A 22,396-nucleotide genomic window follows, 5' to 3' on the forward strand; every position below is an offset into this window, starting at 1 on the left:
GCCCTCGTGCGCGCACGGTGAACCCGGCGGAGGACAATCCCGGAGCATGTCCTTCGCCGATGACGTGTCCGCGGCCGCCGCCAGGCTGCACGGCGTCGCCCTGACCACCCCGCTCCAGCGCAACGACCGCCTCTCCACCGCGACCGGCGCCGACGTGTGGCTCAAGCGCGAGGACCTCCAGGTCGGCCGCTCCTACAAGCTCCGCGGCGCCTACAACCTCCTGGCCCAGCTCGACGCCGCCGAACGCGAGGCGGGCGCCGTCTGCGCGAGCGCGGGCAACCACGGCCAGGGCGTCGCGTACGCCTGCGGGCGCCTCGGCGTCCACGGCCGCGTCTACGTCCCCAGCACCACCCCGAGGCAGAAGCGCCAGCGCATCGCCTCCCTCGGCGGTGACGTGGTCGACCTGGTCGTCGAGGGCGACACCTACGACGACGCGGCCACCGCCGCGGCCGAGTACGCCGCGAAGACCGGCGCGACCGTCGTGCCCGCGTTCGACGACATCCGCACGATCACCGGCCAGGGCACCGTCGGCCAGGAGATCCTCGCCCAACTGGGCGAGGCCCCCGACGTGGTCGTCGTCCCGGTCGGCGGCGGCGGTCTCCTCGCGGGCCTGGGCACGTGGCTGGCCGAGCGGCACCCGTCCACCCGCGTGGTCGGCGTGGAACCGGCGGGCGCGGCCAGCATGATCGCCGCGCTGGCCGCGGGCGGCCCGGTCAGGCTCCCCGAGGTGGACACGTTCGTCGACGGCGCCGCCGTCCGCCGCGTCGGCGACGCGAGCTTCCCGCTGGTCCGGTCCTCGGGCGCGGAGCTGGTCACGGTCTCCGAGGGCCAGATCTGCACCGAGATGCTCGACCTCTACCAGGTCGACGGCATCATCGCCGAGCCCGCGGGCGCGATGGCGTCGGCGGCGCTGGCCGAATCGGTCGTGGTCGAGCCCGGCCAGACCGTCGTCTGCCTGCTGTCCGGCGGCAACAACGACGTCAGCCGGTACGCGGAAGTCGTCGAGCGCTCACTCGTCCACCGCGGCCTCAAGCACTACTTCCTGGTCGAGTTCCCGCAGGAGCCGGGCGCGCTGCGCCGCTTCCTGGACGAGGTGCTCGGCCCGGACGACGACATCGTCCTGTTCGAGTACGTCAAGCGCGACAACCGCGAGACCGGCGCCGCGCTGTGCGGCGTGGAGATCGGCGCCCGCGAGGACTACGACCCGCTGTGGGCCAGGATGAAGGCCAGCCCGCTGAAGATCCAGCACGTCGCGCCCGGCACGACGGCGTACCGGTTCCTCATCTAGAGACGGTCCACAGCTCGTAGGTGATGGCGACGCGCGGGCTGCTCTCCAGCGGCCCCGACACGAGCGTCGCGTGCACCGTGGCGAGCCCGCCCTGGTCGGTGACCACGCACAGCGTCGGGTGCTCCTGGAGCTTCTCCACCGCCAGTTCCTGCCGGGTGGGTTGACCGAGGCAGTCCGCGGGCCGGTCGCCGCGGGGGAAGCTCATCTCGTCTTCGGCGAGCGCGTGCAGCGCGCAGCAGTCCAGGAGCACGTCGGCGCCCTCGCGCGGGAAGGCCTCCCGGTCCCGGTCGAGGTCGTGACCGGTGAGCGCGGCGAGTTCGACCTCACCTGTCCGAACCGGACCTCCCACCTCGTACTCGCGCGTGGTGGTGGTGGTCTTGGTCGAAGTCGGGATGTCCGGTTCCGTCGTTCCCGAAATGATTTCCGTCGCGGAGGGAATTCCGGTGGAACTGGAATCGGACCGGGTTCCACCGAATTTCCCGGAACCGTCGAGCACGACCGCGACCACCACCGCGCAAACGGCCACCAGGAGCACCGCCACCAGCGACTTCCACCACGGAGGGGGCTTGTGCCCGATGGTCACCGAGTCGATCCGACCAGCCTGGATCGCATTCCCGTGAACCGTGCCGGACATCGTGTTCTCGCTGGGCCCGCCTGATCGCGGACCGGTCGAGGAATCGTCCTGGTACAGCGTCGCCTCCGGTGGACCGCGGATTCCCCGACCGCGGAATCCATCGTCCCACCGCACAGCGCCGTCAGGAACAGCGAGGACTCACTTCACCGGTTCGGCGGTCTCCACCTCGGCGATGCGGGCGTGCAACCGCTCCCGGATCTCGTCCGGCGTGTACGCCTGCCGCTTGCGCTCCGCCCGCGCCACCACCGCCCCGGTCGCGGCCACTCCGACCACACCCGCGAGCCCCAGCACCTTCCACAGCTTCATCTGCCTAGGCTACAAGCCATGGCCGAAACGCGGATCACCCTGGACGAAGCCGTCAGTCTCACCAGGACGGGTGACGTGTGGCTGTTCCGCGGCGACTCGGCGGCCGACCGGGCGATCAGGATGACCACGAACAGCCCGGTCAACCACGTCGGCATGGCCGTGGTCATCGACGACCTGCCGCCGCTGATGTGGCACGCCGAGCTGGGCAAGTCGCTGACGGACGTGTGGACCGGCACGCACCAGCGCGGGGTGCAGTTGCACGACCTGCGCAGCGCGGTGCTGGTGTGGGCGAACAGGTACGGGCAGCGGGCGTGGCTGCGGCAGCTCGACCACACGCACACGCGGGAGACGGACGACGCCGTGCTGAAGACGATCGCCCGCCTGGACGGCACGCCGTTCCCGTCGACGGCGAAGCTGGCGTCGCGGTGGCTGCGCGGTCGGCTGCCGAAGGTGCGCAAGGGCGTGCCGGACGCGGCGCTGGAGACGGCGTACTGCGCGGAGGTCGTGGCGATCACCTACGAGGCGATGGGGCTGCTGCCGACGGGTCGCCGGGTGAACTGGTACGACCCCGGCCGGTTCTGGAGCGGCGACGGCCTGGAGCTCGAACTGGGCGCGGAGCTGAGCGCGGAGATCGCGGTCGACATCCCGGGGTGAACTCGCCAGGTCACTTCCGCCGCGGTGGGCAGAGCGGCCTCGCCGTCCAGTCGGCTTCAGGTCGCGCTGGCATCGGTGCCCCTTCGAGGTAGGGGCGCACCATCGAGATCGGCCCGGTCGGGGTGTCGTCACCGGCTGGGCCGAGTTCATGGGAGCACACGGAGAGTGCGCTGGTGGGCCACCCTTCGCGCGCGGCCTTCGCCAGGAGGTCGGCCACGGTCAGCATCGCACCCCTGTACTCACTCATCGTGAGCCGCCTCGACCATTCTCATCACCGTCGCGTAGACCAGTTCTCCGTCATCGGCCCTGACTCCGACCAGGTAGCAGTCAGCCGCTGAAGAGAGGCTCGGCCCCACAACACCAAGCGGTACCCGCCGGGGGAACGCGGGCACGGCGGGCGCACCTGGCGCTGCGCAGACGTCGCGCGCACTGGCGCTTCCCGCCGCGCATGTCCGGCCGCTCAGGACGACCGGTGGTCGTGGCGCGTTCATCAGGAGAACAACTTCGGCGCCGATGCGCTCCCAGCGTCGCACCGCGCGGCGGGCTCGCCGTCGAGGTGAAGTCAGCCACCAGGTGATCGGGCCCGCAATGAGGAGGGTGAGCAACGCGGCCGTCATGACGGTGCTCCCGGCATCGAGGGCCGAACGCGGATGGTCAAATCCGTCTCCTTGGGCTGGACGCTTGGAGTGGCACAGCGGACGAGCGTGGTGCCGCACCAAGAGTCCGTGGTGCGGCACCACTCCGTCAATGCCCTGATCGAGCGACCCGAAAGCCATCCAGCAGCGCACCTATGCTGTGGTGCATGGTTCGCACCAGCCCAAAGGCACTCGCTCTCGGCTCACAACTCCGCAGTGCCCGAGATGCACAGAACATCGGCGTGCGAGCGTTGGCCAAGCGCATCGGCATCGACCACAGCACCCTGTCGCGAGCCGAGTCGGGCGAGCGGCCACCGAGCCCCGAACTCGTATCCACGATCCTCGTGGAACTCGGTGTGAGCGGTGCCGAACTACAGCGGATCATCGAACTTTCGACCGACACGTCAGGCACGGCGTGGTTGGCCGTGAGCCTGCCGGAACAGCGCGCCCAACTTGCGGCCCTCCTCGATTTCGAGCAGATCGCCAAATCGATCGTCAGTTGGTCGCCGCTGCTCGTTCCCGGCCTTCTTCAGGTCAGCTCCTACACGCGAGCGATCATGAGCGGCGGGGTGGTTCCGGAAAACGAGATCGAGACGCGTGTGGCCGTCCGAATGGGTCGCCGAGATGTGCTTACCCGGCCACAACCAGTGCAGATGACCGCACTACTCGGCGAGGGCGCTCTACGCCAGAAGATCGGCACCCCGGAAGTCATGCTCCTGCAACTGGAGCACTTGGCCAAGATGGCCGAACTGCCGAACGTCGATCTGCGCATCATCCCGTTCGACGCAGGATGGCACCCCGGTCTGGACGGCAACTTCCTCATGCTGTCCATCGACGGGTCCACGGAGGTCGTCCATCTGGAGAATCGAAGTTCCGGACTGTTCCTGAGGGATGACAAGGATGTCGCGGTCTACAGAGAGGCTGCGCAGATGGTGCTTCGTGTGGCGATGACGGCGGAACAGACGGCCGCACTCCTCGCCGACGAGGCGGATCGGATCAAGAAGGAATGACACGCTGGAAGAAATCGCTGAGGTCCGGGACGAACACGGACTGCGTTGAGGTGGCGCACCAACTCGACGCGGTTCGCGACTCGAAGAATCCGGGGATCGTGCTCCGGTTCGACCGCGACCACTTCGACCGTTTCCTGATGGATGCGCGGAACGGTCGGTTCGACAACTGAACACAGCTCCACCGCATACCGGAGGCCGCGCCCATCGACGGTGTGCGCGGCCTCCGGTATGCGGTGGTCACAACCACCCCTCGGTGTGAACTCGCTCGACACGCCGTAGGACAATCGACCCATGCAGGTTCAGACCGAGACCGACTGGGTCTCCCGTTTCGCGGACGACGTCATCGCCGAAGCCGAACGCCGGGCGCCCGGCAAACCCATCGTCTGCGCTTCCGGCCTGAGCCCGTCCGGCCCGGTCCACCTCGGCAACCTCCGCGAGGTCATGACACCGCACCTGGTGGCCGACGAGATCCGCCGTCGCGGCCACGACGTCGTGCACCTGCTGTCGTGGGACGACTTCGACCGGTTCCGCAAGGTGCCGGTGGGGGTCGACCCGGCGTGGGCGGAGCACATCGGCAAGCCGTTGACGTCCGTTCCCGCGCCCGAGGGCAGCGAGTACCCGAACTGGGCCGAGCACTTCAAGGCTCCGATGGTCAAGGCGCTCGCCGAGCTGGGGATCGAGTACCGGGGCGTCAGCCAGACCGAGATGTACACGTCCGGCGCGTACCGCGACCAGGTGCTGCTGGCCGTGCGCGAGCGGGCCGCGATCGACGCGGTGCTCGACCGGTACCGCACCAAGGACAAGCCCGCCACGGAGCAGGACGACGAGGAGCAGTACTTCCCGTACAAGCCGTACTGCTCGGTGTGCGACCGGGACATGACGACGGTCACCTCGTACGACGACGAGACGACCGAGCTGTCGTACACCTGCGTGTGCGGCCACGCCGAGACCGTGCTGCTCAGCGAGCACACGCGCGGCAAGCTCGTGTGGAAGGTCGACTGGCCCATGCGCTGGGCGTACGAGGGCGTCGTGTTCGAACCGTCCGGTGTGGACCACACGTCCCCCGGTTCGTCGTTCGTCGTGGGCGGCCAGATCGTGCGCGAGGTGTTCGGCGGCAAGCAGCCGATCGGCCCGATGTACGCGTTCGTCGGCATCTCCGGCATGGCGAAGATGAGCAGCTCCAAGGGCGGTGTGCCGACGCCGGGCGACGCGCTGGAGATCATGGAGGCCCCGCTGGTGCGCTGGCTGTACGCGCGCCGCAAGCCCAACCAGTCGTTCAAGGTCGCGTTCGACCAGGAGGTGCAGCGCACCTACGACGAGTGGGACGCGCTGGAGCGCAAGCTCGCCGACGGCACCGCGGTCGCCGTCGACGCGCTCGCGCACGACCGCGCGGTCCGCACGGCCGCCGGTCCCCTGCCGAGCACACCGATCCCGATCGCCTACCGCACGCTGGCGTCCATCGTGGACATCACCACCGGCGACCCCGAGCAGACCTTGCGCATCGTCCGCGACCTCGACCCCGAGCGCCAGGTCGCGTCACTGGACGAGGTCCGCCCGAGGTTGGACCGCGCCGCGCACTGGATCACCAACCAGGTGCCGCTGGACCAGCGCACCCGCGTCCGCGAGCACGCGGACGTGGAGCTGATCCAGTCGCTGGACGAGCAGCAGCGCGAATCACTGCGCCTGCTCACGCAGGGTCTCGACACCCACTGGTCGCTGGACGGCCTGACCGACCTGGTCTACGGCGTGCCGAAGGACCAGGCGGGCCTGCCGAGGGACACCAAGCCGACGCCGGAGCTGAAGGTCGCGCAACGCACGTTCTTCGCCCTCCTCTACCGCCTGCTGGTGGGCGTCGAAACCGGCCCCCGCCTGCCCACGCTGCTGCTGGCGGTGGGCGCGGACCGCGTCCGCAAGCTGCTGTCGGACTGACCGGCCCCTCCCGGAGGGCTCGTCGGAGCCCTCCGGGAGGACCCCCGCTCTAGCCCTTGAGGTCTTCCAGGCAGAGGACGTTGTCGGCGGGGATGGCAGCGCCCTTCCGCTCCCAGCTCAGCTTGACGCTGGCGGCCGGGAAGTCGACGCAGGTCGGGCTGCTCTGCGAGTTGGCGGTCAGCTCGACGTCCTTGCCGAGCACCTTGTACTCGGCCTCGGGCCCGCACTCGACCTTGTGCACCGTCTCGAGCACCGTGAGGTCGCCCTTGACGCAATCACCCACCGCCGGGACGCGCGGACCGGGGTTCCTGAGGTCTTCCAGGCAGAGCGCGGTGCCTGGCGAGCCGGACAACCCCTCCCAGAAGACCGCGTCGGTCGTGCCGAAGGCCTCGCAGGTGGTGCTCGCCGTGGCCCTGGCTTCGTCCACGCCTCGGGTCTTGCCGACCACCTTGTAGTCGGCGGCGGATCCGCACGTCACCGGTCGGACGTCCTCGGGTTTGTCGATCGAGCCGCGCAGGCAGTCGCCCACGGAGCTGGTCCGCGAGGAGTAGGCGTTCCCGCCCACGACGGCGATGACCAGCAGCACGACCGGAACGCCGATCCGCACCGCGAGCTTGACCAGGTTCTTCTTCGGGGCCACGGCGACCAGCTCACGCACCGGAGCGGGCGGTTCGACCGCGGGCGGACCGATCGGCACGGCCCGCTGGTCGGTGTGGCCCGCGCCGGCACGCAGGCGCGCCAGCCGGTTGGTCGATTCCCACCCCGCGCTGGTGAACACTTCCTCGTTGGTGAAGCCACCTTCGGTGTCCCATTCCCGGACGACCGCGAGCGGGTCGTCCACACCGCGTTCGGCGTCGACGATCGCGAAGTACCTGTACCCGTTGCCCACTGGAAGCTCCCCCCGGACTCACCGCTCAGGCGTCGCCGGACTCCCCGTGGTCCACCGAACCCTGCCTTCCCCAGCGGTGGCGCGGCAGACCACGGCCCTCGCCGCCGGATGGGAACACGATAGTGGTGATCGCCGCCGCGGGGCTCCCGATCGGGAGCCCCGCGCGAACGTCACGACCCCAGCACGCCGTCCAGCACGGTCTGCGCTTCCTCCTGCAACCGCGCCAGGTGCTCCGGCCCCTTGAACGACTCGGCGTACAGCTTGTACACGTCCTCGGTCCCCGACGGCCGGGCGGCGAACCAGCCCGACTCCGTCACGACCTTCAGCCCGCCCACGGCGGCCCCGTTGCCGGGCGCGTTGGTCAGCCGGTCGAGGATCTTCTCGCCCGCGATCTCCTCCACGGCCACCTGCGAGGGCGACAGAGCACCCAGGGCGGCCTTCTGCTCCCGAGTGGCGGGCGCGTCGACGCGGGCGTACACCGGGTCGCCCAGCGACGCCGTCAGCTCGCGGTACCGGGCGGAAGGCGTGGACCCGGTCACCGCGATGATCTCCGACGCCAGCAGCGCCAGGATCAGGCCGTCCTTGTCGGTCGTCCACACCCGCCCGTCGCGCCGCAGGAACGACGCCCCGGCGCTCTCCTCGCCGCCGAACGCGATCGACCCGTCCAGCAGCCCCGGCACGAACCACTTGAACCCCACGGGCACCTCGACCAGCCGCCGTCCCAGCGACGAGGCGACGCGGTCGATGATCGACGAGCTCACCATCGTCTTGCCGATGGCCGCGGAGGAAGCCCACCCGGAACGGTGCGAGTACAGGTAGTCGATCGCCACGGCGAGGAAGTGGTTCGGGTTCATCAGGCCGCCGTCCGGCGTCACGATGCCGTGCCGGTCGGAGTCCGCGTCGTTGCCGGTGGCCACGTCGAACTCGGCGCGCCGCTCGATGAGTGACGCCATCGCGTACGGCGAGGAGCAGTCCATCCGGATGCGGCCGTCCCAGTCGAGCGTCATGAACCCGAACGTCGCGTCCACCACGGGGTTGACCACGGTGAGGTCGATGCGGTGCCGGTCGGCGATCTCCGACCAGTACGCGACGCTCGCGCCGCCCAGCGGGTCCGCGCCGATGCGCACGCCCGCCGAGCGGATGGCGTCCAGGTCGACCACGGACGGCAGCTCGGACACGTACAGGTCGAGGAAGTCGAACGGCTTGGCGGACTGGCGCGCGCGAGCCAGCGGGACGCGCTTGACGCCGACCAGGCCCGCTTCGAGGAGTTCGTTCGCGCGGTCCTGGATGCCCTTGGTGATGGTCGAGTCGGCGGGCCCGCCGTCCGGCGGGTTGTACTTGAAGCCGCCGTCCTCGGGCGGGTTGTGCGACGGCGTGACGACGACACCGTCCGCGAGGCCGTCGGTACGACCCTCGTTGTGGACCAGGATCGCCAGCGACACGGCGGGCGTCGGCGTGTAGCCCTCACGGCTGTCGACCAGCACCTGCACGTCGTTGGCGGCGAACACCTCCAGCGCCGTGACGAACGCGGGCTCGGACAGCGCGTGCGTGTCGCGGCCGAGGTACAGCGGCCCGGTGACGCCCGCGCGCGCCCGGTGCTCGCACACGGCCTGGGAGGCGGCGGCGATGTGGTCGTCGGTGAAGCCGATCCTCAACGCCGACCCGCGGTGCCCCGAGGTGCCGAACGCGACCCGCTGCTCGGCGACCGCCGGGTCCGGGTGCTCCGCGTAGTACGACGTGACCAGGTGCGCTACGTCGACCAGGTCGGCTCGCGTCGCGGGCTGACCGGCGCGCGGGTGGACTGCCACGGGTGTTCTCCTCGCTCTGGGCTGCGGGTAGCAGCAGACCTCTCCGCGCCCACCGAGGTCAAGGGGACACGTCGGGCTCGGCCTCGACGATCTCCGCGTCCAGGATGTCCACGATCGGGATCGTGTCGTCGCGCTCCGCCGTCACGGTCGGCTGGGGCACGTCCTCGACGATGCCGTACTTCTCCTGGAGGTGCCGTTTGCGGTACGCGTGCTCGGCGTCGTCCACGACCCGCCGCAGCGTGATGGCGTTCATCCCCGCGCCGATCAGCACACCGACGACGGGGACGGCCTGGCCGAGCTTGCGCTGGGTGAGCCGGATGCCGAGCTGGGCGTACACCTGCTCGACGACCTTGGTGACGACGTTCTGCCGGAGCTGGTCCCACGTGTGTTTGCGGGCCAGGCCCTGGACCAGCTTGTTCAGCTCCAGGTAGGCGGCGGCCTTGGTCACGTCCGAGGACGTGCCGAGGTTCAGCACGCCCAGCGCGAACATCTGCTCCTCTGGCCGGGTCAGGTCGTAGCCGTAGTAGGCGGCCACGTGCGCGACCGCCCGCTGGCTCGCGACCAGCACGGCGGCGGCGTCCGCGGCCATCGCGCCGACCACGACGCCCGCGCCCGGCGCGCCGCCGCTCGCCAGGCCCAGCAGCTCGCCGCCGGACACCGCGAGCCCGGCGGCGGCGCCCTGCACGGTGGACGCGGTCATGTAGGCGATGTCGAGGTGCGGCTTCACCTTGTCCATCTCGCTGAGCGGCAGCTTGCGGATGTCCTCGATCGTCTCCACGGCGTGGCCGCGCTTCTGGTAGGCCTTCAGCACGGCGCCGGACCGGACGCTGGCCCGTGCCGCGCGCGAGCCGAGGTCGGTGAAGCCGCCGAGCGCCTTCATCAGCAGTCCCTGGAACTGCTCGGAGCCGGGGATCATGTCGATCCGGCGCTTGGCGACCTCACCGGTCTTCTGGAGGCGGTTCCGCACGACGGCGGGGAGGAAGGAGCGCTCGGACGGCCGCTCGCTCGCGATGAGGGCGTCCCACGCCTCACCGTCGTACTCGGACATCCTGCGGCGCAACGACATTCCACCCACCCTACCTACTCGTACGAGATCGCGTTCAGCACATTGAGGCGTGCCGCCCGGATGGCGGGGAGGATCGCCGCGACCACGCCGACCACCGCCGCCACCGCCAGGTAGGTACCCATTTGCGTCCACGGGAACCCGAGTTCGGTGATCCCCTGGTCCTTGAGCGCCTCGACGGTGGCCACGCCGAGGCCGGTGCCGACCAGGAGGCCGAGCAGCGCGCCGAACACCGAGATCACCACCGACTCCACGGTGATCATCCGCATGATCTGGGAGCGGCGCATGCCGATGGCCCGCAGCAGCCCGAGTTCACGGGTCCGCTCGATGACCGACAGGGCCAGGGTGTTGATCACGCCGAGCACGGCGATCAGGATCGCCAGCGCGAGCAGGATCTGCACCATGAGCAGCACGGTGTCGAGCTGCGCGGCCTGCTGCTTCACGTACGCGCTGCGGTCCTGCACGGACACCTCGGGGTTGTCCGCGAACAGCGGTTCGATGCGCTTCTGCACGTCGGCGACCGAGGTGCCCGCCGCGGCCTTGGCGAACCCGTCGGTCAGCTTGGCCTGGGAGAAGTCGACCGCCGCCGCGGCGGAGAGCTGGATGCCGTCCATGGCGCCGTTCTTCGCGTAGACCACGGCCACCGTGTACGTCTGCTGCTCGCCCTTGCTGAGCTGCACGGTCACCGCGCTGCCGACGCCCAGCCCCTTCTCCTTCGCGGTCTCCTCGGCCACCGCGACGGTCCGGCCTGCCGCGCCGTCGAAGGACCCGGCCGTGGCCTTCAGGCCGAACAGCCGCTGCCACGCGGAGAAGTCGGTGATCGCCTGGAGGTACTGCTGCTCACCGTTGACCACGGCGTAGTCGGAGTAGAACCCGAAGGCGGACTCGACGCCCGGCGTGGCCTTCACCGCGTCCAGGACGGCGGGCTCGAACGTGGCCTGCTGCTCGCCGGAGATGATCAGGTCGGCGGAGATCTGCGTGTCGGCGACCTTGGTGATGCTGGCGGTCGCCGACGTCAGGATGATGCTCACACCGGTGATCAGCGCGATGCCGACCATCAGCGCGGCGGCGGTGATGGCGGTGCGGCGCGGGTTGCGCGCGGAGTTGCGCCGCCCCAGCGTGCCCGGCATCGACCAGGACAGCAGGCCGCCGATGACGGCCACGACCGGCTTGCTGATCAACGGGGTCAGCAGCGCGACGCCGAGGAACGCCACCAGGATGCCGGAGAACACCATCCACAGCACCGCGTTCGCGAGTCCGACGCCCAGCAGCGCGCCACCGGCCGCCGACAGCACGGCGCCCGCGACGGTCGGCTTGGTCAGCGGCCGGTCCGGGGTGGCGGCTTCGCGCATCGCCGCGACCGGCGCGATCCGCGAGGCGCGGACGGCCGGGAACACCGACGCGGCCATGGTGACGAGGATGCCGACGGCGAAGGAGGAGATCACCGCGGCGGCGGGCAGGCCGACGGCCGCGAGCTGGAGGCTGCCGCCGCCGAACGTGGCGAACAGGGTCGCGAGCAGCGCCCCCACGCCGACGCCCGCGCCGAGGCCGACCACCGAGGCGATCACGCCGATCACCAGCGCTTCGAGCACCACCGACACCATCATCTGCTTGCGGCTCGCGCCCATGGCCCGCATCAGGGCGAGTTCCTTGGTGCGCTGCGCGACGATGATGGAGAACGTGTTGAAGATGATGAAGGTGCCGACGAACAGGGCGATCCCGGCGAAGCCGAGCAGGATGTAGTTGAAGAACTTCAGGCCTTCGCCGATCGCGTCGGTCTGCGCCTTCGCCAGTTCCGCGCCGGTCTTCACCTGGACGTCCGCGCCGACGGCCGCGGCGACCCGGTCGCGCACGACGTCCTGCGACACGCCGTCGGCGGCCTGGACGGTGATGGAGCTGTAGGTGTCCGGCTCGCCCAGCAGGACGCGGTGCGCGGTGGCGGGGCTGAAGCTCAGGCTCATCTCGCCGCCGAGCGAGTCGCGACCGCCCTGGTAGCCGAAGATCCCGACGACCTCGAAGGTCTCCTTGGGCGCGGCGGTGAGCACCGCGACGTCGTCGCCGACGGAGAACCCGCCGGACTTGGCCAGGAACCCGCCGAGCACGACCTCGTTGTCGGCCGTGGGGGCGCGGCCTTCGCGCAGCACCCGTTGGCCTGACAGGTCTTCGCCCCACGCGTCGCCGACGCGGGGCGCGCCGCTGGTGGTGAGGACCTTGCCGTTCTTGCCGATCGCGCGGGCCGAGCCGATGACGTCACCGGTCACCGCGCGCACGCCGTCGACACCGCGCACGGTGTCCAGTGTGGACGCGGGCAGGGACTGGACCGCGTAGTCCGGCCCGCCTTCCCCGCCCTCCAGCTTGGGCTTGGCGGTGACCTGGGCGTCGACCCCGGTGTAGACGCTGGAGAACAGGGAGGTGAACGAGCGGTCGAGCGTGTCGGTCAGCACGAACGAGCCGGACACGAACATCACGCCGAGCACGACGGCGAGCCCGGACAGCAGGAGGCGCAGCTTGCGCGCCATCAGGCTCTTGAGCGTGGCCTTGATCATCGCGCGATCACGCCGTCGAGGTGCTTCATCGTGTCCAGGACGACCTCGGCGGTCGGCTCGACCAGTTCGCTGACGATCCGGCCGTCGGCCAGGAAGATCACCCGGTCCGCGTAGGACGCGGCGTTCGCGTCGTGCGTCACCATCACCACGGTCTGGCCGAACTCCTGCGCCGACCGCTGGAGGAACCCGAGCACCTCGGCGCCCGACGTCGAGTCCAGGTTGCCGGTCGGCTCGTCGGCGAACACCACCTCGGGACGGCTGACCAGCGCGCGGGCGCACGCCACTCGCTGCTGCTGGCCGCCGGAGAGCTGGGTGGGCCGGTGGCTCAGCCGGTCGCGCAGCCCGACGGTGTCGATGACCGTGTCGAACCACTCGCGGTCCACCTTGCGGCCGCCGATCGCCAGCGGCAGCACGATGTTCTCCTCCGCGGTCAATGTGGGCAGCAGGTTGAACTGCTGGAAGATGAACCCGACCTTCATCCGTCTGAGGTCCGTGAGGCCCTTGTCCTTCAACCCGGTCACCCTGGTGTCCCCGACGAACACCTCGCCGCCGTCGACGTCGTCGAGTCCCGCCAGGCAGTGCATGAGCGTCGACTTGCCCGACCCCGACGGTCCCATGATCGCGGTGAACCGCCCCCGCTCGATGTCGACGGACACGCCGTCGAGCGCGGTCACCTTCGCCTCCCCCGATCCGTAGACCTTCGTCACGCCAACGGCCCTGGCCGCCACGGTCGTCGCCGTCCGCATCGTCGCTGTCACCGGATCCTCCGTCTTTCCCCCGCTTGCAGGTGTGTTGGGGAAATCCTGTCGATCGGCGCGGCCCGGCGCGTCGGGAAGGTGCCCCATCCGGGGCAGGGGGCTACCCCGGAAACTCCTCGGGGTTGAGCCCTGATGCCGCACCGCGAACCCCTTCGGTCGAAAGGATCGGGGCACGGGGTCGACGCGCTAGGAGTCCAGGTGGGCCAGCGCGTCGAAGGCCCGGTCCATCAGCGTCGGCAGGTCGTCGGCGCCGTCGCCCTCCGCCCACTCCGCGAGGGCCGTGGACAGCGCTCCGAGCACCGCCGCCGCGAGCACGCGGAGTTCGAAGGTGGTCCCGCCGTCCGCGCGGGTGGCGAGCGCTTCGGCGAACAGCGCCTGGGTGCTCTCGGCGTTGCGCCACTGCCGTCCGCGCAGCGCCGGGGTCGTGAGGATGAGCCTGGTGCGGACGAGCAGCGCGTCCTTGTCGGTGGCGTAGACCTCGCGGATGCCGCCGACGACGGCGTTGCGCAGGGCCGTGAGCGGACCGGCCCCGGCGGGTTGGGCGCGGATGAGCTCGACCAGCATCGGGTCGTACTCGTCGTTCTCCACGACCGCTTCCTTGCTGGGGAAGTAGCGGAAGAACGTCATGTGCGAGACCCCGGCGGCCGACGCGATCCGCTCGACCGTGGTGGCGTCGTAGCCGTCGGCCAGGAACAGGCGCAGCGCGTGCTCCTGGATGGCCTTCCTGGTTCGGGCCTTGCGCTGTTCCCGCAGCCCCGGTGCTGGTGAGCTCACGTGCCAAGGATGCCGGTCAACCAGGAGTCGAGCGCGTCGGGTCCCCCGTGGCCGCGCCAGGCGAGGTGGCCGTCGGGGCGAATCAGCTCGGTCTCGCCGTCGGTCGGCAGGACCGTGACGCGCTCCTCCCCCAGCCTCTTGCGGGCCACGAGGGCGTGGTCCGCGCCGCCGAGCAGCACCCAGCGCGAGCCGAGTTCGGCGTGCAGCCGCGTACCGGTGCCGTCGGCGCGGGCGCACTGGCGGTCCGGGACGCGGTCACCGGGTCGCGGGCCGCGGCCGAACCGGTGGCCGCCGCCGAGCGGGCCGCCGCGGTAGGTGACCTTGAGCTGCGAGGACTTCTCCCAGATGGCCTTCTGCACGAACCCGCGGTTCATCATGGGCACCAGGACGTGGTCGCGCAGGAACCTGGCCGTGGCTGATTCGCCGACGATCAGCCTGGTCATGCCGCTGGTGGACGACAGGACGCCTTCGGCGATCGGGCGGCGCTCGGCCTCGTAGGTGTCCAGCAGCGCGGCCTCGGCGTGGCCGGAGGCGACCAGCGCGAGCTTCCACGCCAGGTTCTCCGCGTCGCCGAGACCGGTGTTCATGCCCTGGCCGCCGAACGGGCTGTGGATGTGGGCGGCGTCGCCCGCGAGCAGCACACGACCTCGGCAGTAGGTGTCGGCGAGCCTGCGGTGGAAGCGGAAGCTCGACGTCCACGCGGTCGAGGCGACCACGACGTCCGGCAGCGCCGCCCGGTCGCGCAGCAGCCCGGCCATCACCGCCGCGATGTCGCCGTCGTCGCGGAACCCGGCCGGTGCGGGTGCCATCAGCCGCCACACGCCGCCGGGCAGCGGGAACGCGGCCAGCATGTCCTCGCCGCTGAGCCAGACCGCGACCACGTCGCGCTCCAGCGGCAGGTCGGCGACCACGTCGGCGAGCAGGAAGCGCTCGACCAGCGGCGCGCCGGGGAAGCCGATGCCCGAGGCCTTGCGGACGACGCTGTGCGCGCCGTCGCAGCCGACCAGCCAGTCCGTCCGCGACTCCCGGCCGTCGGCGGTGGTGAGCCGGACCCCGCGGGCGTCCTGGTGCGCGTCGACCAGCGAGGTGCCCCACTCGACCGCGCCGCCGAGTTCGGCGAGCCTCTCGCGCAACTGCCCCTCGACCTCGGTCTGGGAGATCATCAGCCCGCGCCGCTTCACCAGTTTGGTCACCTGCCCGACCTTGAGCGCCCCCAGCGGTTTCCCGTTGACGTGGAGGGCGATCCGGTCGATGCCGATGGACCGCTCCGGCAGGTCGCCCAGCGCGCCGAGCCGGTCGAGCACCTCCGCGCCGCGGGGTTGGAGGCCGAGCGCGCGGGAGGTGACCGCCGGGCCGTCGGCCCCGTCGACCACCCGCACCTGGAGTCCTGCTCCGAGCAGCCCGCACGCCAGCACGAGCCCGGTCGGTCCTGCTCCTACCACGGTGATGTCCATGACCGAAGTGTTACTCGCTACCACTTGATAGTCAATAACAGTTTTTCGGGGTGATTGACTTCGGCCATGACAGGAGCACTGGTGACGGGCGGGGCACGGAGCGTCGGGGCGGCCGTGGCGAGGGCGCTGGCCGAGGCGGGGATGACCGTCGCGGTGCACGCGAGGGCGGACCTGGCCGCGGCGGAGGCGGTCGTCGCGGCGCTGCCGGGTGACGGGCACGTGGTCGTCGGCGGCGACCTCGCCGACCCGGAGCGGGTCGAGGCGTTCGTCGCCGACGCCGTCGCGCGGCTGGGCGACGTCGACGTGCTGGTCAACAACGCCGGGATCTACACCGAACACCCGCTGCCGGCCACCTCCTACGACGAGTGGATCGGGCAGTGGCGGCGGATCACCGACGTCAACGTGCTGGGCACGGCCAACACCACGTGGTGCTTCGTCGAGCACCTGCGCACCCGGCCACGGGGGCCGGAGGGGGCGCGGATCATCACCGTCGGCTCGCGCGGCGCCTACCGCGGCGAACCGGACGCGCCCGCGTACGGCGCCTCGAAAGCGGCCGTCCACTCGCTCACGCAGTCGCTCGCGGTGTCACTGGCCCCGCTGGGCGTCGCCGTCACGGCCGTCGCGCCGGGGTTCGTCGACACCGACATGACCCACGACATCCTGGCGGGCGAACGCGGAGCCGCGATCCGCGCGCAGAGCCCGTTCGGCCGCGTCGCCACCCCCGAGGACGTCGCCTCCGCCGTGGCCTGGCTCGGCCACACCCGGCGCGGGCTGGGCGAGCGGCGCGGTCATCGACCTGAACGGCGCGTCCCACCTGAGGTAGCCGCGACCCGCCACCGCTCGGCCCGCTTCGCGACGGCGTAGGTGTAGCCGATGGTGATGAACAGCAACGGCATCACCACCAGCGCCAGCGGCACCCCCACCAGGAACAGCTCGGCCGACTCCAACCGCGCGCGGAACGCCCACACCGGCACCCCCACCATGCCCACGGCGAGACCACCCCACAGCAGCGCCATGACCACGAGCCACAAACTCTTGGACAGCAGCAGATCGACCGGTCCACGCCGCGGCGGCGGCGCGTCCGCGTCGACCTCAATGGCCGCGGGCAACCCGGAAGCCTGCCCGAACCACACCGGCCACCGCTCGACGATGTGCCCCAGCACGTCCCGCCCGGACCCGTTCACCATGACGGGCAACCTAGCTCCTCAGGTCGTCAGGACGAAGCGGTGTTCCCGTTCGAACCTGGTCGAGCGCGGCCAGCAACAGGCGAAGAGCACTCGCGTCGGAACTCCCGAGCCTGTCGAAGATCTGCAAGGCTTCCGCTCCGGCGGCTCGCGCCCGCTCCTCCTGCCCTGTGCCCACGAGGTGCAGGGCGAGGTGGTGAAGAACCCTGGCCAGGCCGTAGACGTTGCTGTTCGCGCGGTGCAGGTCGATCGCGCGGTCGAACGCTTCCACAGCGTCTTCCGACCGACCCAGGTTCGCACAGGTGCGTCCGAGTTCGTCGCGCGTCCACGCCTCTCCGTCGAGATCACCGATCTCGTCCCTGATCCGCACCGCCAGGAGCAGCCGTTCCAACGACTTGCCGAACTCGTCCTGCCGACGGTGGACCGATCCGAGGTTCGTCAACGCCCACGCCTCCGCGTGGCGGTCACCGACCTCCTGTGCAGCACGCAGGCTTTCCTCCAGCCGTTCGTGAGCCTCGTCGTACTGGCCCAGGCAGAAGTAGCTGAGGCCGAGGTTGCTCAACACGATGCCTTGGAACCGCCGGTCTCCCAGTTCCCTGAAGCCGTCGAGTGCTCGCACGCCGTGGATGACGGCCTTTTCGTCATCCTGGCGATAGCGGTACCCGCACGCGAGGCCGTGGTGCATCAACGCCGTTCCGGCGAGGTCGTTCCCGGCCGTCGCGGCGGCGAGGCCGAGACCGTGGGAGTCGCACCACACCGAGAGGTGCTTGGTCAGGTTGAAGAAGCCCTGGAGCGCGGCGGGTACCTGCCACACGAGGTCGCGCAGTCCGAGCGGGTGAGCTTGTTCCAGGCACGACTCGATGTTGACGAGTTCCGCGTCGCACCACTTCATGGCCTCGTCATGGCTCGCGAATTCGACCTTGTGCGCGTCTTCGCGGAGATCGAGGTGACGCCGGGCGCGGTGCCCCGCCAACGTGCGGTCCGCGTGATCGGCCATGGAGGCGTACCAGGTGGTCAGGCCCAGGATGGCCGCGAACCTGTCCTCGGTCGAGTCGACCTCGGCAGCTTGCTGCCGCGCGTAGGCACGCAGGAGGTCGTGGAACCGGTAGCGGCCGTGCTCGACCTCCTCCAGCAGGTGGGCGTCGAGCAGGAACGCGAGCGACTTCCGGACCTGGCGAGGCTCCAAACGCGTCAGGGCGACCACCGCCTGCTCACTGCTGTCGGCGCAGGCTTGCACGCCGAGCAGGCGGAACACCTTGGCGCTGCACGGGTCCAGCGATCTGTAGGACAGGGAGATCGCGGGCCCCACGGCCATGAGGACGTCTCCCGGCAGTTCCAGCGCGGACAGCCGCTCGTCGTCGAGTTCGGCGGACAGGTCGGCCAAGGTGTAGTGCGGGCGGTGCCTGAGCCGCTCCGCGGCGACGCGCAGGGCCAACGGCAACCGCGCACATTGCAGCGCGATCCTCACCGCCACCGCAGGCTCCTCGTCGACGCGCTCCGCACCCAGGATCCGCCGGAGGAGCCCGTCGGACTCGGCCGAGGAGAACACCTCCACCGGCAGGCGCTCGATGTCGAGCCCCGCCAGGCGCGTTCGGCTGGTCAGCAGCAGACGGCACTTCGTCGACGCGGTCAGCAACGGCCTCACCTGAGCGGCCGAACCCACGTTGTCGAGCACGACCAGGACCTTCCGGTCAGCCAACAGCGTCCGGTACGCGGCGGCACACCCGTCGAGGTCGTCCGGGAGGAACTCCGGACGCGTTCCCAACGCCTTCAAGAACCTCTTGAGAACCTGAATGCTCGCGGTCTCCACCTGGTCGGGGGTGAAGCCGTGGAGATCCGCGTACAGCAGGCCGTCGGGAAAGCTCTCACCGCTGCTGTGGGCCCAGTGGACCGCCAACGTCGTCTTGCCCACCCCGGCGGACCCGGTCAAGAGCACAGGTGGACTCATCCCCGGACCGAGCAGCAGTGAGTTCAGGGCTTCGACGTGCGAGGCGCGACCGGTGAAGTCCTTGCTCTGCAGAGGAAGCTGTCGTGGCACGGGTGCGGGAACCGTGGGGTGGAGGTTCACGTCCACCAACACCACGTCACCGTGGACGTCGGCCGCCTGGACCACTTTTCCATGGACCGTGTCGATTCGGTTGCTCACCTCGGACATCCCCGCACCTCCGGAGTCGCCTGAGCGTCGAAGGGTAACGCCTCCCGCGGCAAACCCCGCCGTTCCGGCAGGTCGGGAAGTCGCCCCCGTCGCGGGCCGTTCGCGGCGGCACTACCGTCGACGGCATGAGCACCGACACGAGCACCGCCCTGCTGGTCGACGCGTTGGACCGGGTGCGCGAGGTGGTCCACCAGGTCGCGGACGGGTTGTCCGCCGAGCAGTTGGCCCAGCGCGTCGACGGCACCGCCAACTCGATCGCCTGGCTCCTCTGGCACCTCACCCGTGTCCAAGACGACCACGTGGCGGGTGTCGCGGGCACCGAGCAGGTGTGGACCGCGCAGGGCTGGGCGCGCAAGTTCGACCTGCCCCTGGACGACGCCGACATCGGCTACGGCCACGGCTCCGACGAGGTCGCCGCGGTGCGCGTGCGGTCGGCCGAGCTGCTGCTGGACTACCACGACGCCGTGCACCGCGCGTCCACGGACTACGTGCGCGGGCTGGCCGACGCCGACTTCGGCCGGGTCGTGGACGAGCGTTGGGACCCGCCGGTGACGCTGGCGGTGCGGCTGGTCAGCGTCGTGTCCGACGACCTCCAGCACGCGGGCCAGGCGGCGTTCGTGCGGGGGCTGGTCGAGAAGGGGTGACCCGCCCGCCCCGTGCTCAACGCCGCTTCTCCAGCCACTCACCCCACCGCGCCAACCCCTCCTCCGGCGCCGACCTCCCGACCCCCACCCGGAACCGGTCGGTCGGCGTCGGGGTCAGCTCGGACCGGTAGACGCTCGCGGGCAGCAGCAGAACCCCTTCCTGCTCCACGAGGTCCGCGCACATCGCCTCCACGCCGTCCGCGCCGAGGTAGCGCGGGTACGCGACGCAGCCGCCCTGCGGCGGAGCCCACTCGAACAGGTCGGGGAACCGGGCGAAGAACGCGTCGAACACCGGCAGGTTCTCGGCGATGATCGCCCGGTTGCGCCCCAGCACCCGGTCCCGCGCCCGCACCGCGATCAGCGCCAGCACCTCGCTCGGCGCGGAGTTGCAGATCGACGTGTAGTGCTTCGCACCGTCCAACCTGGACAGCACCTCCCGGTCGCGGCAGGCGATCCAGCCGATCCGCAGCCCCGGCAGCCCGTACGCCTTGGACATCACGTTCAACGACAGCGCCCGCGGTGACAGGTCGACCGCCTGCGGCAGCGCGGGACCGCTCTCCAGACCGCGGTAGACCTCGTCGCTGAACAGCCACAGCCCGCGGTCGTCGCACAGCCGCACGAGCCGCGTCCACGTGTCGAGGTCCGGCACGGCGCCGGTGGGGTTGTTGGGGAAGTTGACCGACACCATCCGCGTGGTCGGCCGCAGCGCGGCCTCGACGGCGTCCACGTCGAGCGCCCACCCGTCGTCCGCGCGCAGGGCCACACCGGACACCTCGCACACCGACAGCGGGACCGTCTCGGCGGCCTGGTAGTTGGGGGTGATCACCACGACGTGGTCGCCGGGGTCGAGCAGCGTCGTCATCGCCAGGTACAGCGCCTCCTCGGCGCCCGCGAAGCACAGGACGTCCTCGGCCTCCACGTGGTCGTAGGTGTCCGCGATGGCCTGGCGCAGCGCGGGCAGCCCGTAGGTCTCGCCGTACCCCAGGTGCAGCGACTCCCACCGCTCGCGGCCGTCGTCGTCGGCCAGGGCCAGCAGTTCGGCCAGCGACAGCGTCTGCGCGTCGGAGGCGGTCAGGTGGTAGCGGGCGGCGAACTCCCAGCGGGCGAAGTGCTTCTCCAGCCGGAAGTCGGGAAGGGACGGCATGATCTGGACACTACTTACCGATTGGACAGAATGTCCAGACTCGAACACCCGTTCGACCTGGGTTAGGCTGCCGGGCATGTCGGTACCCGTGCAGGCGTCGCTGTTCGACGACGCGGAGGCCATCGGACTCCGCGAGCTGACCGTGCGCCGGACCGAACTGGCCGCCGGGGCGTGGGTCGACGTGCGGCCGGGCTGGCTCACCGGGGCGACCGACCTGTTCACCGAACTGGCCGAGACCGTGCCGTGGGTGGCCGAGCGGCGGCAGATGTACGACCGGGTCGTGGACGTGCCGCGCCTGCTCTGCTTCTACGACGAGCGCGTGCCGCTGCCGCACCCCGTGCTGACCGCCGCCCGCGCCGCGCTGAGCGAGCACTACGCCGCCGAACTCGGCGAGCCGTTCCGCACCGCGGGCCTGTGCTACTACCGCGACGGGCGCGACAGCGTGGCGTGGCACGGCGACACGATCGGCCGCGGCGCCACCGACGACACGATGGTCGCGATCGTCTCCGTCGGCGCCCCGCGCGCCCTGCTGCTGCGCCCCCGCGGCGGCGGCGAGGTCGTGCGGCACGCGCTGGGCCACGGCGACCTGATCGTCATGGGCGGCTCGTGCCAGCGGACGTGGGAGCACGCCATCCCGAAGACCGCGAAGCCGGTCGGCCCGCGCGTCAGCGTCCAGTTCCGCCCGCGCGGCGTGCGCTGAAAACGTTCGTAGAACATTTTTCGCGAACAACCGGTGAAACTCCAACCGCAGCCGCTTGCTTCGGCTAAGTAAATTGCGCGGAAATTTTTACTCCATCCAGCCTGGTGCTCGCGGAACCGCCTTGCGCTACCGTTCGAATCCTGCGCCGCCATCAGGTCGAGGTATCGGAAAGGGTATCCCCATGCTCACTGCGATGGCTGCTGCCGTCATGGCTTTATCGACGGTCGTGGCACCTGCCGAAGCCGCCGATTCACCACCGGACGACCGGATCACGGTCACCGTCGTCACGGTCAACGGCTCCGGGTGCCCGGCGGGCACCGCGGCCGTGGCCGCGGCAGCGGACAACACCGCGTTCACCGTGACCTACAGCGACTTCCTCGCGCAGATCGGCGTGGGGGCGAGCCCGACCGACTTCCGGAAGAACTGCCAGCTCAGCCTTCGGGTGAACTACCCGCAGGGCTTCACCTACGGCATCGCACAGGCCGACTACCGCGGCTTCGCCCACCTCGTGGCGGGAGCGAAGGGCACGGAGAAGGCGAACTACTACTTCTCCGGATCCCCGTCGACGGGGGCCACCCACCCGTTCAGCGGACCGCTCAGCGACTACTGGCAGGCGACCGACAAGACGGAGGTCGCACAGATCGTCTACGCCCCCTGCGGCGAGCAGCGCATCTTCAACGTCAACACCGAATTGCGCGTCAGCGCGGGCACGTCGGACATCTCGAAAACGACGAGCTTCATGGCGATGGATTCGACCGACGGCAGCGTCAAGACCACATTCCACTTCTCGTGGAAACGGTGCCCCTGAAATTGTTTTCGGT

21 protein-coding genes are annotated in these 22,396 nt (G+C 70.4%); 9 read left to right on the forward strand and 12 right to left on the reverse strand.

The genetic code is table 11. The annotated features are described in order from the left end of the window. The first annotated feature begins 46 nt into the window (after positions 1-46). Positions 47-1,288: a threonine ammonia-lyase IlvA gene (ilvA, locus tag NZH93_RS29600; protein WP_259626522.1), complete on the forward strand. Its 1,242-nt coding sequence runs from the start codon at positions 47-49 to the stop codon at positions 1,286-1,288. Here ilvA and NZH93_RS29605 read toward each other — a convergent pair. Both NZH93_RS29605 and NZH93_RS29610 read right to left on the reverse strand, forming a co-directional pair. After that, positions 1,281-1,922 carry a hypothetical protein gene (locus NZH93_RS29605; RefSeq protein ID WP_259626523.1) on the reverse strand — a complete coding sequence of 214 codons (642 nt, stop codon included), beginning with the start codon at positions 1,920-1,922 and terminating at the stop codon, positions 1,281-1,283. The genes ilvA and NZH93_RS29605 overlap by 8 nt on opposite strands. 138 nt (positions 1,923-2,060) lie before the next feature. Further along, positions 2,061-2,228, reverse strand: a complete 168-nt coding sequence (locus NZH93_RS29610) for a hypothetical protein (RefSeq protein ID WP_259626524.1) — start codon at positions 2,226-2,228, stop codon at positions 2,061-2,063. A gap of 18 nt (positions 2,229-2,246) precedes the next feature. Here NZH93_RS29610 and NZH93_RS29615 point away from each other — a divergent pair, with 18 nt between their 5' ends. The 4 genes from NZH93_RS29615 to lysS all read left to right on the forward strand — a co-directional run bounded on the left by NZH93_RS29615 (position 2,247) and on the right by lysS (position 6,456). Continuing rightward, a complete protein-coding gene (locus NZH93_RS29615) occupies positions 2,247-2,882 on the forward strand; it encodes a hypothetical protein (RefSeq protein ID WP_259626525.1) in 636 nt (211 codons plus the stop codon). Positions 2,883-3,684: 802 nt separating this feature from the next. Next, entirely contained in the window at positions 3,685-4,527 is an 843-nt protein-coding gene (locus NZH93_RS29620; protein WP_259626526.1) for a helix-turn-helix domain-containing protein, read from the forward strand. Continuing rightward, on the forward strand, positions 4,524-4,697 hold the full coding sequence (locus NZH93_RS29625; protein WP_259626527.1) for a DUF397 domain-containing protein: 174 nt from the start codon (positions 4,524-4,526) through the stop codon (positions 4,695-4,697). The genes NZH93_RS29620 and NZH93_RS29625 overlap by 4 nt, the downstream gene beginning before the upstream one ends. Positions 4,698-4,818: 121 nt before the next feature. Next, complete coding sequence (gene lysS / locus NZH93_RS29630) at positions 4,819-6,456, forward strand: lysine--tRNA ligase (protein ID WP_259626528.1); 1,638 nt, start codon at positions 4,819-4,821, stop codon at positions 6,454-6,456. A gap of 49 nt (positions 6,457-6,505) precedes the next feature. Here lysS and NZH93_RS29635 read toward each other — a convergent pair whose 3' ends face one another. The 7 genes from NZH93_RS29635 to NZH93_RS29665 form a co-directional block, all read right to left on the reverse strand. After that, a complete protein-coding gene (locus NZH93_RS29635; protein ID WP_259626529.1) occupies positions 6,506-7,345 on the reverse strand; it encodes an LppU/SCO3897 family protein in 840 nt (279 codons plus the stop codon). Positions 7,346-7,515: 170 nt separating this feature from the next. Then, positions 7,516-9,153, reverse strand: coding sequence for a phosphoglucomutase (alpha-D-glucose-1,6-bisphosphate-dependent) (gene pgm, locus NZH93_RS29640; protein ID WP_259626530.1), 1,638 nt, complete (start codon positions 9,151-9,153; stop codon positions 7,516-7,518). Between the two features lie 58 nt (positions 9,154-9,211). After that, the gene (locus tag NZH93_RS29645) at positions 9,212-10,219 is read right to left on the reverse strand and encodes an EcsC family protein (RefSeq protein ID WP_259626531.1); all 1,008 of its coding nucleotides are present in this window, start codon (positions 10,217-10,219) and stop codon (positions 9,212-9,214) included. A 14-nt stretch (positions 10,220-10,233) separates the two neighbouring features. Beyond that, entirely contained in the window at positions 10,234-12,762 is a 2,529-nt protein-coding gene (locus NZH93_RS29650) for an ABC transporter permease (RefSeq protein ID WP_259626532.1), read from the reverse strand. Next, positions 12,759-13,508: an ABC transporter ATP-binding protein gene (locus tag NZH93_RS29655; RefSeq protein WP_259626643.1), complete on the reverse strand. Its 750-nt coding sequence runs from the start codon at positions 13,506-13,508 to the stop codon at positions 12,759-12,761. Before NZH93_RS29655 ends, NZH93_RS29650 begins: the two co-directional genes overlap by 4 nt. Positions 13,509-13,706: 198 nt before the next feature. Beyond that, the gene (locus tag NZH93_RS29660; protein WP_259626533.1) at positions 13,707-14,294 is read right to left on the reverse strand and encodes an acyl-CoA-like ligand-binding transcription factor; all 588 of its coding nucleotides are present in this window, start codon (positions 14,292-14,294) and stop codon (positions 13,707-13,709) included. Then, positions 14,291-15,748 carry an FAD-dependent monooxygenase gene (locus NZH93_RS29665; protein WP_259626534.1) on the reverse strand — a complete coding sequence of 486 codons (1,458 nt, stop codon included), beginning with the start codon at positions 15,746-15,748 and terminating at the stop codon, positions 14,291-14,293. Before NZH93_RS29665 ends, NZH93_RS29660 begins: the two co-directional genes overlap by 4 nt. A gap of 66 nt (positions 15,749-15,814) precedes the next feature. On the opposite strand from NZH93_RS29665, the gene NZH93_RS29670 reads away from it, so the two are divergent. Next, positions 15,815-16,612: an SDR family NAD(P)-dependent oxidoreductase gene (locus NZH93_RS29670; protein WP_308214254.1), complete on the forward strand. Its 798-nt coding sequence runs from the start codon at positions 15,815-15,817 to the stop codon at positions 16,610-16,612. On the opposite strand, the gene NZH93_RS29675 is transcribed toward NZH93_RS29670, so the two are convergent. Together NZH93_RS29675 and NZH93_RS29680 are read right to left on the reverse strand one after the other, a co-directional pair. Further along, positions 16,537-16,944: a hypothetical protein gene (locus tag NZH93_RS29675; protein WP_259626535.1), complete on the reverse strand. Its 408-nt coding sequence runs from the start codon at positions 16,942-16,944 to the stop codon at positions 16,537-16,539. The two genes, NZH93_RS29670 and NZH93_RS29675, sit on opposite strands and share 76 nt — an antisense overlap. Before the next feature lies 1 nt (position 16,945). Then, positions 16,946-19,078, reverse strand: a complete 2,133-nt coding sequence (locus NZH93_RS29680) for an ATP-binding protein (protein ID WP_259626536.1) — start codon at positions 19,076-19,078, stop codon at positions 16,946-16,948. A gap of 134 nt (positions 19,079-19,212) precedes the next feature. Here NZH93_RS29680 and NZH93_RS29685 point away from each other — a divergent pair, with 134 nt between their 5' ends. After that, positions 19,213-19,731: a mycothiol transferase gene (locus NZH93_RS29685; protein ID WP_259626537.1), complete on the forward strand. Its 519-nt coding sequence runs from the start codon at positions 19,213-19,215 to the stop codon at positions 19,729-19,731. Positions 19,732-19,747: 16 nt separating this feature from the next. On the opposite strand, the gene NZH93_RS29690 is transcribed toward NZH93_RS29685, so the two are convergent. After that, complete coding sequence (locus tag NZH93_RS29690; protein WP_259626538.1) at positions 19,748-20,875, reverse strand: aminotransferase class I/II-fold pyridoxal phosphate-dependent enzyme; 1,128 nt, start codon at positions 20,873-20,875, stop codon at positions 19,748-19,750. A 76-nt stretch (positions 20,876-20,951) separates the two neighbouring features. Between NZH93_RS29690 and NZH93_RS29695 the strand changes: the two genes are divergently transcribed. Together NZH93_RS29695 and NZH93_RS29700 are read left to right on the forward strand one after the other, a co-directional pair. Further along, complete coding sequence (locus NZH93_RS29695; RefSeq protein ID WP_259626539.1) at positions 20,952-21,575, forward strand: alpha-ketoglutarate-dependent dioxygenase AlkB; 624 nt, start codon at positions 20,952-20,954, stop codon at positions 21,573-21,575. Between the two features lie 181 nt (positions 21,576-21,756). Continuing rightward, a complete protein-coding gene (locus NZH93_RS29700; protein WP_259626540.1) occupies positions 21,757-22,383 on the forward strand; it encodes a DUF4360 domain-containing protein in 627 nt (208 codons plus the stop codon). Positions 22,384-22,396: the final 13 nt, after the last annotated feature.

Source organism: Umezawaea endophytica, from assembly GCF_025061645.1.
Taxonomy (GTDB): Bacteria; Actinomycetota; Actinomycetes; order Mycobacteriales; family Pseudonocardiaceae; genus Umezawaea; species Umezawaea endophytica.

Bases quoted from the DNA above. Each gene is read 5' to 3' on its own strand.
- NZH93_RS29655 (WP_259626643.1), bottom strand. From the start codon at position 13,508: ATGCGGACGGCGACGACCGTGGCGGCCAGGGCCGTTGGCGTGACGAAG.
- NZH93_RS29700 (WP_259626540.1), top strand. From the start codon at position 21,757: ATGCTCACTGCGATGGCTGCTGCCGTCATGGCTTTATCGACGGTCGTG.
- NZH93_RS29670 (WP_308214254.1), top strand. From the start codon at position 15,815: ATGACAGGAGCACTGGTGACGGGCGGGGCACGGAGCGTCGGGGCGGCC.
- ilvA (WP_259626522.1), top strand. From the start codon at position 47: ATGTCCTTCGCCGATGACGTGTCCGCGGCCGCCGCCAGGCTGCACGGC.
- NZH93_RS29665 (WP_259626534.1), bottom strand. From the start codon at position 15,748: ATGGACATCACCGTGGTAGGAGCAGGACCGACCGGGCTCGTGCTGGCG.
- NZH93_RS29690 (WP_259626538.1), bottom strand. From the start codon at position 20,875: ATGCCGTCCCTTCCCGACTTCCGGCTGGAGAAGCACTTCGCCCGCTGG.
- NZH93_RS29650 (WP_259626532.1), bottom strand. From the start codon at position 12,762: ATGATCAAGGCCACGCTCAAGAGCCTGATGGCGCGCAAGCTGCGCCTC.
- NZH93_RS29645 (WP_259626531.1), bottom strand. From the start codon at position 10,219: ATGTCGTTGCGCCGCAGGATGTCCGAGTACGACGGTGAGGCGTGGGAC.
- NZH93_RS29605 (WP_259626523.1), bottom strand. From the start codon at position 1,922: ATGTCCGGCACGGTTCACGGGAATGCGATCCAGGCTGGTCGGATCGAC.
- NZH93_RS29695 (WP_259626539.1), top strand. From the start codon at position 20,952: ATGTCGGTACCCGTGCAGGCGTCGCTGTTCGACGACGCGGAGGCCATC.
- lysS (WP_259626528.1), top strand. From the start codon at position 4,819: ATGCAGGTTCAGACCGAGACCGACTGGGTCTCCCGTTTCGCGGACGAC.
- NZH93_RS29685 (WP_259626537.1), top strand. From the start codon at position 19,213: ATGAGCACCGACACGAGCACCGCCCTGCTGGTCGACGCGTTGGACCGG.
- NZH93_RS29625 (WP_259626527.1), top strand. From the start codon at position 4,524: ATGACACGCTGGAAGAAATCGCTGAGGTCCGGGACGAACACGGACTGC.
- NZH93_RS29615 (WP_259626525.1), top strand. From the start codon at position 2,247: ATGGCCGAAACGCGGATCACCCTGGACGAAGCCGTCAGTCTCACCAGG.
- NZH93_RS29620 (WP_259626526.1), top strand. From the start codon at position 3,685: ATGGTTCGCACCAGCCCAAAGGCACTCGCTCTCGGCTCACAACTCCGC.
- NZH93_RS29610 (WP_259626524.1), bottom strand. From the start codon at position 2,228: ATGAAGCTGTGGAAGGTGCTGGGGCTCGCGGGTGTGGTCGGAGTGGCC.